Origin of the sequence: Salinicoccus siamensis, assembly GCF_042429615.1 — a bacterium.
GTDB lineage: Bacteria > Bacillota > Bacilli > Staphylococcales > Salinicoccaceae > Salinicoccus > Salinicoccus siamensis.
In genome coordinates this window covers 38,454-50,426 of the sequence record NZ_JBHMAH010000011.1, presented here as the reverse complement: position 1 = coordinate 50,426, position 11,973 = coordinate 38,454, and the positions used below count along the sequence as shown (strand labels likewise).

The 11,973-nt window shown below is 43.8% G+C and carries 9 protein-coding genes; all 9 read left to right on the top strand.

The annotated features are described in order from the left end of the window. Positions 1–159 precede the first annotated feature (159 nt). The gene (locus ACFFLE_RS05075) at positions 160–2,091 is read left to right on the top strand and encodes a fructose-1,6-bisphosphatase (protein ID WP_380570118.1); all 1,932 of its coding nucleotides are present in this window, start codon (positions 160–162) and stop codon (positions 2,089–2,091) included. A gap of 80 nt (positions 2,092–2,171) precedes the next feature. Beyond that, entirely contained in the window at positions 2,172–2,534 is a 363-nt protein-coding gene (locus ACFFLE_RS05070; RefSeq protein ID WP_380570065.1) for a hypothetical protein, read from the top strand. An 88-nt stretch (positions 2,535–2,622) separates the two neighbouring features. Further along, the gene (locus tag ACFFLE_RS05065; RefSeq protein ID WP_380570064.1) at positions 2,623–3,117 is read left to right on the top strand and encodes a CHAP domain-containing protein; all 495 of its coding nucleotides are present in this window, start codon (positions 2,623–2,625) and stop codon (positions 3,115–3,117) included. Positions 3,118–3,575: 458 nt separating this feature from the next. Continuing rightward, a complete protein-coding gene (fdhF, locus tag ACFFLE_RS05060) occupies positions 3,576–6,527 on the top strand; it encodes a formate dehydrogenase subunit alpha (protein ID WP_380570117.1) in 2,952 nt (983 codons plus the stop codon). Then, positions 6,527–7,141: a helical membrane plugin domain-containing protein gene (locus ACFFLE_RS05055; protein WP_380570063.1), complete on the top strand. Its 615-nt coding sequence runs from the start codon at positions 6,527–6,529 to the stop codon at positions 7,139–7,141. The genes fdhF and ACFFLE_RS05055 overlap by 1 nt, the downstream gene beginning before the upstream one ends. A gap of 69 nt (positions 7,142–7,210) precedes the next feature. After that, positions 7,211–7,759, top strand: a complete 549-nt coding sequence (locus tag ACFFLE_RS05050; protein WP_380570062.1) for a DUF488 domain-containing protein — start codon at positions 7,211–7,213, stop codon at positions 7,757–7,759. Positions 7,760–7,810: 51 nt separating this feature from the next. Next, entirely contained in the window at positions 7,811–8,764 is a 954-nt protein-coding gene (locus tag ACFFLE_RS05045; RefSeq protein ID WP_380570061.1) for an ABC transporter ATP-binding protein, read from the top strand. Continuing rightward, positions 8,764–10,278, top strand: a complete 1,515-nt coding sequence (locus tag ACFFLE_RS05040; RefSeq protein ID WP_380570060.1) for an ABC transporter permease/substrate-binding protein — start codon at positions 8,764–8,766, stop codon at positions 10,276–10,278. The genes ACFFLE_RS05045 and ACFFLE_RS05040 overlap by 1 nt, the downstream gene beginning before the upstream one ends. Before the next feature lie 94 nt (positions 10,279–10,372). Then, complete coding sequence (locus tag ACFFLE_RS05035) at positions 10,373–11,935, top strand: BCCT family transporter (RefSeq protein ID WP_380570059.1); 1,563 nt, start codon at positions 10,373–10,375, stop codon at positions 11,933–11,935. Positions 11,936–11,973: the final 38 nt, after the last annotated feature.

The following is an 11,973-nucleotide window of genomic DNA, read 5'->3' as shown; positions in this document are numbered from 1 at the left end:
ATAGACTCTCCACAGAGATGATCTGTATATAATTATTTAAATTCGATTTATGAAAATGATCATTTAAAGTATAATGGGGATAACATATAAATGGGAGTGTATTTAATGGCGAATTCTATTGGTAACGGTTTCAATGGGGAAGCAAGTAAGGGAAGAGACATGACTTCCCGATACCTGGACCTTCTCTCCAGCAAGTTCGATAGCGAAGAAAAAGTAGTGACCGAAATCATCAATCTTGAATCGATACTGGACCTTCCAAAAGGAACTGAGCACTTTGTCAGCGACCTCCATGGTGAATTTCAAGCCTTTCAGCATGTATTAAGGAATGGGTCGGGTAACGTACGCGTTAAGATCCACGATGTCTTCAAAGACCGCATGACTGAAGATGAAATAAGTGATTTTGCAGCGCTCGTCTACTATCCTGAAGAAAAATTAAAGCTGGTCAAAGAGCAGATGGCTTCGAAACACGCATTAAATGAATGGCATAGAACCAAAATACATCATATGATTGAATTGATTTCCTACGCCTCTTCGAAATATACACGTTCTAAACTTAGGAAAGCTCTCCCAAAACAGTTTGTCTATATCATTGAAGAGCTACTTTACAAAAGTGATGAAGATACAAACAAAAAATCTTATTATGAAACCATCGTAGATAAAATCATTGCACTTGGGCAAGCAGAGAAACTCATAACAGGTCTCTCCTATACTACGCAACGCCTCGTCGTAGATCACCTTCACGTTGTAGGCGATATATATGATCGTGGCCCGGAACCCGATAAGATAATGGATACACTCATCGATTACCATTCACTCGATATCCAGTGGGGTAACCATGACGTATTGTGGATTGGCGCCTACGCAGGTTCTAAAGTGTGCCTTGCCAACATCATCCGCATCTGCGCCCGCTATGATAACTTGGATATCATTGAAGATGCCTACGGTATAAACTTAAGGCCTCTTTTGAACTTGGCAGAGAAATATTACGATGATAATCCGCAGTTCCATCCAAAACAGCACACAGACATTGCCCTCCCGGAACAGGAAAAGCTGCAGATCACTAAAATCCATCAAGCCATCGCAATGATACAATTCAAACTGGAAGCCCCCATAATTAAACGTCGTCCGTATTTTGATATGGATGAGCGCCTGGTACTTGAAAAAGTAGATTATGACAATCAGAAAATAACAGTTTATGGGAAAACTTATTCTCTGCAGCATACTTGCTTCTCTACAGTCGACCCCGATGATCCGACCCGACTTCTTGAAGAAGAGGCGGAAGTCATTGATAAACTGCTACTATCCTTACAACAATCTGAAAAGTTGAAACGACATATGAATTTCCTTATGAAGAAGGGGAACCTCTACCTTAAGTACAATGGTAATTTGCTCATACATGGGTGTATTCCGGTTGACGAAAATGGCGATATGGAAGCCATGGAAATAGATGGATCAGTCTATAAGGGACGGGAGCTGCTTGATAAGTTTGAATATTATCTGCGCAAATCATTCTCCAATCTCGAACAGACGGATGATCTTGCCACCGACCTTGTCTGGTATCTATGGACGGGGAAATATTCTTCACTGTTTGGAAAACGTGCAATGACAACATTCGAACGATATTTCATCGCTGACAAAAGCTCCCATAAAGAAGAGAAGAATCCTTATTATCACTTGAGGGAAGATATGGAGATGTGCCAAAAAATGCTTGCAGAATTTGATTTGGACCCTGTTAGCGGACATATAATCAATGGGCACACACCTATTAAAGAAAGAGATGGAGAGAATCCAATTAAGGCCAATGGGAAAATGATCGTCATCGACGGTGGTTTTTCGAAAGCTTACCAGAAAACGACAGGCATAGCTGGCTATACCCTTCTATTCAACTCATATGGCATGCAGCTAGTGGCTCACCAGCACTTCAATTCGAAAGAAAATGTGCTGAAGCATGGAGCAGATGCACTTTCCGTCAGACGAGTCGTTGATGAGGAAGTCGAGAGGAAGAAAATCAAGGATACAAATATCGGCATAAGACTGCAGGAAGAGATTGATATGTTACAAAAGCTGATGTCATATCGATATATCCGTTAACAATTACATTAAGTAAGCATATTTGATGACATTATTGCTTCAGTCTAAGAAACTATAGATTATGAAGGGAGATGTTGTTAATGATACAATATTTGTTAAATGCCTACATAGGCAAGAATGTCATTGAAGGTGGTCTGGCAAAAATAGAAAATGAAGGTCAAATGGGAGAGGACTTCGAAAAAGAATTTAATGTTACTCCAGACCAGATGAAGATTGCAGGCTATCTCGAAGCTATCGGCTCACTATTCCTGTTTGCGTCATTCCTCGGAAAATCATTTAATCGTATCGGTTCACTGATGATCAGTGGCGTCTTAGGTGTTGCGGTATTTAAGCACCTTAAAGCAGGCCATGGATTCGAAGGTAGCAAGAACGCTCTTAAATGGGCATCACTCAGCTTATTGAGTCTAATTGAAACATTCAGTAAAGAGCAAATGAAAAGATAGGAAAGCAGCTGCCATCAGCTGCTTTTTTTAAATAACTACACTGCTAGGCACTTGATCTAGACCACCAAACATCAGTAATTAAAGGGAGATGTTCCACGTGAAAAAATGGTTTACAGCCATCATCATAGCATTGCTCGCAATTGGTCTTTATTATGTAGACAATCAGATGGAAGATGGATTGTGGGCTAAGATAGAATACATGGTCCTCCCTGATCCCATGGTGTATAACGCTTATGAGAAAGGAGAGTGCACCTTTTATGTATTTGAAAAAATTAAAGAGGATGGCAATATGATAGGAGTGGACTGGTATGATGCTGGGATGTGGGCTTCGAATGCAACCGATGATGATTATAAAGTAGACCAAGAACCCGCTCCTGGAGCTGTGTTACAAACGGAACGTGGGGAACTGGGACATGTCGCTTATATAGAATCGGTAAAAAAGAATGGTTCACTCGTCATTTCTGAAATGAACTACAATACCCCTTATGAAATAACAGAAAGACTTATACCTGCTGAAAAAGTCGGAAATTATTCCTATATTCATCCAAAAGAAAATCCTCGTCCTAAAAGTATTGAAACATAGGAATTTGATTTCCCTGGCGACAGGCAGCAAAGTATTTAAGAATATATTTCATTTTCTTTATTTATAACGCTGTGCATTACTTAAATTTATAATGCGCAGCGTTATTTATTCTTTAAAAACGTTTATTTTGTAGTATTCTAAGCGTTTCTTCCCCGTTATCTCTTTCCTATTCAACAGATGGCGTTATAAATTTTACCCCTTTAGTTAAAACCGTTTCAACTTTTCCGAATCGTCCCCCTCGCCGAACTCCGGCACCTTCTTATCATCAAGTAGCCTGACTGGTCTGCTCCCCTTAATTTCGAACTTTCTATTTATTTACATTAATAGTAGAATGATAAGCAGCTCTTATGCTGTTCGCATCCTAAAAAGTCTTTTCCTATATAAAGGCTTATAAAGATGTTTGGATTCGTTTTCATAAGGGAAATACTTTATAAATCTGTCTAATAAGGGGGAATCTTATCATGCAGCCTTTCGATGTTTCTTTAAACGGCAGTACACATTCAATCGAAGAAAATACTACAGCATTGAATTATTTGAAAGACACTAACCTAGAACCACCGAACCTCTGTTATCATCCAAGCCTTGGTGCGATTGAAACTTGCGATACATGTATCATAAAAGTCAATGGGGAATTTGTACGCTCATGTTCCACAGAATTACAGCCTGGAGATGTGGTGGAAACACTTGGCGATGACGTGCATGAAGCACAACTTATCGCAATGGACCGTATACTCGGTAATCACGAGCTCTATTGTACAGTATGTGATTTCAACAACGGGAACTGTGAGATACATAATACAGTGAAAGAGATGAGAATCGAACACCAGGACACTCCCCATGAAACAAAAGGGGCGGAAATCAATCGAAATGCATTCTACCGTTATGATCCTGACCAGTGTATTCTATGTGGACGCTGTGTGGAGGCGTGCCAAGACCTCCAGGTCAACGAAACACTCCTGATTGACTGGACTCTCGAAAAGCCAAGGGTCATATGGGACAATGATACGACGATAGATGAATCATCCTGTGTAAACTGCGGACATTGTGCGACGGTATGTCCTTGTAACGCCATGATGGAGACTGGTATGGAAGGGGAGGCCGGCTTCCTGACTGGGATGGCGCAAGAATCATTCAGACCAATGGTCAACATAACTAAAGATGTAGAAACTGGCTATGGCTCTTTGATGACCCTTTCAGATATGGAAGCCCAGATGCGCGAAGAAAGAATTGAAAAGACAAAAACCGTATGTACCTACTGCGGAGTCGGCTGTTCTTTCGATGTCTGGACAAAAGGCCGCGAAATATTAAAAATAGAACCTCAGGAGCAGGCACCTGCTAACGGTATCTCCACGTGTGTTAAAGGTAAGTTTGGGTGGGATTACGTCAATAGTGAGGAACGTCTGAAAAAACCACTGATACGAGAGGGCGATGCCTTCCGCGAAGCAGAATGGGAAGAGGCGCTTGACCTTATAGAAAGTAAATTCAAAGAAACATTGAGTAAGAAGGGGCCAGATGCGTTAGCATTCATCTCTTCCTCAAAATGTACGAATGAAGAATCCTATTTAATGCAGAAATTGGGACGAGGTGTCATCGGTACAAATAATATCGACAATTGTTCCAGATATTGCCAATCTCCAGCTACTATGGGGCTATGGCGCACGGTCGGATACGGTGGGGACTCCGGTAGCATCACGGACATCGGTCAAGCTGAACTTGTCATTACCATCGGGTCCAACACAGCAGAATCACATCCTGTACTCGCAACACGTGTCAAGCGTGCCCAGAAACTCTATGGACAAAAAGTGATTGTCGCAGACTTGCGCAAACATGAAATGGCAGATCGTGCGGATTTGTTTGTCAGACCTGCACCCGGAAGTGACCTTGTATGGCTATCCGCTGTCACGAAATATATCATCGATCAGGGGTGGCATGACGAAGCCTTCTTGAGTGAGCATGTCAATGATGTCGAAGAGTACATCAAAAGTCTAGATAAATACACACTGGATTATGCTTCCGAAACCACAGGAATGTCGAAAGATGAACTGATTGAGATAGCCACCTCCATCCACCAGGCCGAAACCACTTCCATACTTTGGGCCATGGGTGTCACACAACATGGTGGGGGCAGTGATACAAGTACAGCCATATCCAACCTATTGCTCGTTACAGGAAACTATATGAAACCAGGTGCCGGAGCATACCCTCTGCGGGGACACAATAACGTTCAAGGAGCTAGTGACTTCGGCAGCATGCCGGACCGTTTCCCAGGTTATCAGTTTGTTACTGATGACGAGGTAAGGGCACGCTTTGAGAAGAGTTGGGGCTCTGAAATACCTAAGGAACCAGGCTTGAACAACCATGAAATGGTTGACGCCATGCACGATGGCAAATTAGATGTCCTCTATCTTAAGGGTGAAGATATGGGCATAGTCGATTCTAATATCAACTATGTACATTCCGCTTTTGAGAAGCTCGATTTCTTCGTAGTTCAAGATATATTCTTCTCAAAAACGTGTGAATACGCCGATGTTGTCCTCCCTGCCAGTCCGAGTCTTGAAAAAGATGGGACTTTTGTCAATACAGAAAGGCGTTTCCAGCGTCTCTATAAAGTTTTGGATCCACTCGGAGATTCTAAACCGGATTGGCAGATCATCGTCGAAATCGCTAATCGTATGGGGGCTGATTGGGATTATGGCCACCCTTCAGAAATCATGGATGAGGCCGCTTCATTAACACCTATGTTTGCAGGTGTAAGCTATGACCGACTCGAAGGGTATGATAGTCTGCAATGGCCTGTAGATGCAGATGGTACTGATACTCCGCTTCTATTCGAAGACAAGTTCCCCTTCCCTGACGGCAAAGCCCGCCTGTGGCCGGTGGATTGGACAAAACCAGTAGAATTTGGCGAAGACTATGACCTGCACGTCAACAACGGCCGTATACTCGAGCACTTCCACGAAGGGAATATGACCTATAAATCTGAAGGCATCACCAGAAAAACTCCGAAAGTATTCCTTGAAGTTTCACACGAACTTGCCAGGGAACGTAATCTGGAAGATGGTACAGTAGTCAGATTGACTTCGCCTTATGGCAGCGTCAAAGTAAGCTGTATCGTTACAGACCGGGTATTCGGCAATCAGCTTTATCTACCAATGAACAGTAACGGTGAAGGCGCAATAAACTATCTGACCAGCTCCCACTCCGATAAAGATACGGATACACCTGCCTATAAGGAAGTTTCCGTTAAAATGGAAGTTCTCGAACCGAAAGGGGAGAGCCCGATGCCTAAAATCAACCATCGTAATGGAAACCCTCAGCCTCAGATAGGGGTACGCGTGGAAGAGAAATGGGCAAGGAATGATTATATCTTCCCAGGTGATATCGTAAAGGAAAGAAGGTCGAATAAATAATGGCAAGAGCGACAAAAGTCATCCATAAAATGAAAGTCGACCCGGAAGTTGAGCATGATAAGGCATTGCACGAAATCGAAGAGTTGTTTATAGAACATAAAGATTCATTGAACGATGTTCTTGAAATGATGGAAAAAATGCGTGAACGTGAAATTTTCAATATCGCAAACGCTTCGCTTGGTCAGAGCAGTAAAATCGTCACTCGCCTTGTTACAGCCTTGGACGGTTCCAAGGCGCCTCATTCAATCCATAATCTGCTGTTACTTTTTGAACTGCTCAGTAGCCTCGATATGGATAGTCTGGAGCCCGTCGCCCATAAATTGAATAATGGGATTGCCCAAGCTGCCAAATATGACCAAAGTGACCGATCTTCCGGCTACAAGGAACTCCTTGGCGCGCTGAGAGATCCAGAGGTCCTGACAGGGCTGAATATGACATTGCAGATTTTAAAAGGGATGGGACAGAAAGAAGCTTCTAAAAAAGAGGATTCTATCACCGATTCCAGCAAAAGAAGCACGCGCGCCAGCAGATCAAATTCATCCATGAAATGGTACCCACTCGTATTAGGTGCCGCTGCTGTAAGTGTGCCGCTGCTTTTAAAATTTAAAAATTAACAGAGTCCCCTGCTTATTGCCAGGGGACTTCTAATGAATCAAGAATGTTAGACTGGAGGAGTGGCTGTTATGGACGTTTATACAGTGGGGCATTCCACAAATAGCCAAACCGAATTCCTAAAATTGCTCGCTTATGAAAAGATTGATTACATTGCTGATATACGCGCATTTCCCCATAGCCGTAAACATCCTCATTTTGATATAGGACAAATGAGCGAATGGCTCGAAGAATCACATATAACCTATCGGCATCACCCGCTTCTCGGTGGTAGAAAAGGCCTCTCCTCCGTAGTGGGGAGTAATCTGAACGATGGATGGCGCAACCAATCGTTTCATAATTACGCTGATTACACCCTGACAGATGAGTTTATGGAAGGGATTCAAGAAATCAAAATTAAAGCTGAGAATTATAGAGTAGCCTGCATGTGTTCTGAAAGACACCCTGCACGCTGCCACCGGCTTATAATCAGCAATTGGATGGCGGCAAACGGTTGGGGTGTGCATCATCTGATCTATGACAAGGACGCCCCCCAGGTCGTTGAACATAAACTTGGAAAGTGGGGCGCCATGCCTATTATTGAAGAAGATGGTACAGTCGTCTATCCTGCCGAGACCTGACCTTCCCATCCATTCACATACCTAATAAGTCATTTAACTAGGAGAGACTCTATGATTAAATTTGAAAATGTTACCAAGCGGTATGGCGACAAGTTAGCGGTTGAAGATGTAAGCTTCAACATTGAAGAAGGCGAGACTTTTGTTCTGATCGGCCCTTCAGGTTGTGGCAAGACCACCACTTTGAAGATGATCAACCGGCTTATTTCCTTATCGAATGGATATATTTATTTCAAGGATAACCCCATCAGTGAATATCCGGTCTATGAAATGCGGTGGGATATCGGTTATGTCCTACAGCAGATTGCATTGTTCCCGCACATGACCATCAAAGAAAATATCGCTCAGGTACCACAGATGAAGAAGTGGTCCACCAAGGAGATTGACGCCCGGATAGACGATCTGATGAATATGGTCGGGCTTGAACCGAAACAGTTTAAAAATCGCTATCCGGGGGAACTATCCGGGGGTCAGCAGCAGCGGGTGGGCGTCGTCCGGGCTCTTGCAGCAGATCCGCCTGTCATCCTCATGGATGAACCATTCAGCGCACTTGATCCGATCAGCCGGGAAAAACTCCAGGATGATCTTGTAGACCTTCAGAAAAAGATTAAAAAAACCATTGTATTTGTCACACACGATATCCAGGAAGCTTTGAAACTTGGTGACAGAATCTGTTTGCTCAGGGAAGGCAAAGTTGAACAGATCGGCACGCCTGACGAATTCATGTCACAGCCTGCCAATGATTTCGTTAGAGAGTTCATTGGTGATCTGGACAATTATCGTATGCAACAAGTGGCTTTAGGCGAATTAACTAAAGACATACCCCCGTTAGATGGGGAGGAAAATATCGGTGTTCCTGAACTTTCTGGCAATGCTTCCCTCCGGGACGCATTCGACCACTTGTCGGAAAATGACAGTGTAATCGTCCTTACTGAACAGGGCAGGAAGCGGGTCCGTCCCAAAGATGTTTTCAAGTACATGTCTAGCAACAAGGAAGGGGATCGCTAATGAGTACTTTTTTCGAAACTTTCAGCAATAGGAAAGGCGAACTCCTCACCACTTTGATAGAACACATCCAGATCTCATTCATCGCTTTACTTATTGCGGTCCTTATAGGAGTACCACTTGGCATCGCACTTACGAAAACAAAAAAACTATCGGAAGCAGTCATCAATACTGCAGCCGTCTTGCAGACGATACCTTCTCTCGCACTGCTCGGCCTTATGATACCATTGTTTGGCATTGGTAAAGTGCCGGCAGTAATCGCCCTCGTCATATACGCATTGCTGCCTATACTCAGAAACACATTCACGGGCATCGACGAGGTCGATGATTCTCTGGTGGAAGCAGCGAGCGGGATAGGCATGAAGCCAATGAGACGTCTGACAAAGGTTGAACTCCCCATTGCAATGCCTGTCATAATGGCTGGTATACGTACAGCCATGGTACTTATCATTGGGACAGCGACACTCGCCGCGTTAATCGGGGCTGGCGGTCTCGGGGACTTGATATTACTCGGAATCGACCGCAACAACACTTCCTTGATTATACTCGGTGCTATTCCTGCAGCATTGCTTGCGATATTCTTTGATGTTGCGCTTAGGATAATCCAGAACCTATCCTATAAGAAAATAACCATTACGCTCGGTGCAATACTTCTGGCCATGTTGCTGATCTCAGTAGGGCCGCTCTTCTCCCAAAAGGATGAAACAGTGACCATCGCCGGAAAACTCGGAACAGAGCCTTCCATCATCACAAATATGTATAAAATACTTATTGAAGAAGAAACAGACTATGCCGTTAAAGTCGAAGATGGACTCGGTAAGACCTCTTTCCTATTCAGTGCCTTGAAATCCGATGACATTGACGGTTACCTCGAATTTACGGGGACGGTCCTTGGCGAGTTGACTAAAGAAGAACTCGATTCCAAAGAAGAAGAAGCTGTCTATGAACAGGCTAAGTCCAGTCTGGAAGAAGAGTTTGACATGACGCTTCTTAAACCGATGGAATACAATAATACCTATACACTTGCCGTAAAGGAAGAATTTGCAGAAGAGAATGACCTTAAAACGATAGGGGACTTGAGAAGTATAGAAGATGAGATAAAACCTGGCTTCACTCTTGAGTTCAACGACAGGGCAGATGGCTATCCAGCAATAAAAGAAACGTATGACCTTGATTTCAACAATGTACGCACTATGGAACCGAGCCTTAGGTACCAAGCCGTGGAGAGTGGTGACATCAATCTTGTCGATGCATATTCAACAGATGCTGAACTCAGACAATTCGGGATGGTAATCCTGGAGGATGACCAGAATGTATTCCCTCCTTATCAGGGGGCACCTCTTTTCAAGGAGGCCTACTTGGAGGAGCATCCGGAAATAGTCGAGCCATTGAACAAGTTGGCAGGGAAAATATCGAACGAAGAAATGCAGGAGATGAACTATAGAGTTGCGGTGGAAAATGAAAATCCTTACCGCGTTGCAAAAGATTATCTTGTTAGAGCGGGCCTGATAGAATAAATCCGCCTAATCAGAATGCCTGCTGATAGATCAGTAGACATTCCATCCTCCCCACGCATTTCCCGGGCAACATCATATTCTTTCATATATAGGAGTGGTTGAGTTGAATGATAAAAAATCCATAAGCTCGGTCTTCTGGTGGGCTTTAGCCATCTGTATCCTCTTCGTAGCAGTGGGAGCAGCCTTACCTAAGAGACTGGAGTCATCTACGCAATACGTAACATCACTCATATCCACAAATTTCAGCTGGTACTATCTACTGCTGGTATTAGCCATACTTTTTGTGTGCATCTACCTTCTTTTTTCAAGGTTCAGCAGTATTACTCTTGGTAAAGAGGGGGAAGAACCGGAATTCTCTCTTCATTCCTGGTTCGCGATGCTGTTTAGTGCCGGCATGGGCATAGGATTGGTTTTTTGGACTACAGCCGAACCGATTAGCCACGCTTTCTCCTCATCGCCTATTGCATCCCCCGGATCGCAGCAAGCCATTGATCAGGCTATGCAGTTTTCTTTCTTCCACTGGGGCATACACGCATGGGCGGTATATGGGATAGTGGCGCTTGTGTTTGCCTATTTTAATTTTCATAAAGGCTATAAAGGGCTTGTGAGTGCCACGTTAACTCCTCTATTTGGAGAAAAATTGATGCAGGGTGCCCTAGGTACCTTCCTGGATGTGCTTGCTGTAATCGCTACAGTGACGGGTGTGGCTGCAACCCTCGGTTTTGGCGCTTTACAGATCAATCAGGGGTTCAATTTCCTTTTTGGAATTCCCGCTAATTTCCTTGTCCAGTTTCTCATCATAGCGGTAGCGACCCTACTATTCACATGGTCGACCTGGTCCGGCATCAATAAAGGCATTAAGATGTTAAGCAATTTCAATATGGTTATTGCAGTTATAGTACTGGTCGGCCTTTTCATTGTCGGTCCTACACTTTATGTCCTTAATATGTTCACCAATTCCCTTGGAAATTACATTTCTGGCTTCTTCGATATGAGCCTGCGGCTGCCCATGAACGATAGTGATGCATTTGCATGGCTTGAGAATTGGACTGTTTTCTACTGGGCATGGTGGATTTCCTGGGCTCCGTTTGTCGGCATCTTCATCGCCCGTGTGTCGAAAGGGCGGACCATCAAAGAATTCATACTGGGCGTTTTATTTGCTCCAACACTCGTATGCTTCATATTCTTTGCGGTATTTGGGGGTTCAGCAATCAATCTGCAGGAGAATGGCATAGCGGATATTTCAGGGTTTGCCACAGAAACTGCCACGTTTGCAATGTTTGAACATTATCCATTGGGCTTCTTGCTGAGTCTGCTTACACTCATCGTCATCGCTGTATTCTTCATCACTTCCGCCGATTCGGCAACATACGTGATCGGAATGCTGACGACAAACGGCAATAATTTCCCGAGCGGCTTAGTCAAGATCATCTGGGGCATCACCTTATCTGCTTTCGCCCTCATTATGATCTATACTGGCGGTACACAAGGGATACAGAATTTACTGATTATCGCGGCACTGCCATTCTCACTCGTCATCATCTTTATGATGTGGTCATTGTTCCGCTCCCTAAGGGAAGACCACCCGCGTTATCCATCTAAGGCTAAAGTCTTTGAAGACAAAGATTTGAAATCTAGATTAAAAAGAGAAGATTGAACGGCTGATGCTGGCCAACCTGAACACAGGAAACGATA

What these genes read in the sequence shown, in the direction of transcription:
- ACFFLE_RS05075 (WP_380570118.1), top strand. Translation starts at nt 160, where the DNA reads ATGACTTCCCGATACCTGGACCTTCTCTCCAGCAAGTTCGATAGCGAA.
- ACFFLE_RS05070 (WP_380570065.1), top strand. Translation starts at nt 2,172, where the DNA reads ATGATACAATATTTGTTAAATGCCTACATAGGCAAGAATGTCATTGAA.
- ACFFLE_RS05065 (WP_380570064.1), top strand. Translation starts at nt 2,623, where the DNA reads ATGTTCCACGTGAAAAAATGGTTTACAGCCATCATCATAGCATTGCTC.
- ACFFLE_RS05055 (WP_380570063.1), top strand. Translation starts at nt 6,527, where the DNA reads ATGGCAAGAGCGACAAAAGTCATCCATAAAATGAAAGTCGACCCGGAA.
- ACFFLE_RS05050 (WP_380570062.1), top strand. Translation starts at nt 7,211, where the DNA reads ATGGACGTTTATACAGTGGGGCATTCCACAAATAGCCAAACCGAATTC.
- ACFFLE_RS05045 (WP_380570061.1), top strand. Translation starts at nt 7,811, where the DNA reads ATGATTAAATTTGAAAATGTTACCAAGCGGTATGGCGACAAGTTAGCG.
- ACFFLE_RS05040 (WP_380570060.1), top strand. Translation starts at nt 8,764, where the DNA reads ATGAGTACTTTTTTCGAAACTTTCAGCAATAGGAAAGGCGAACTCCTC.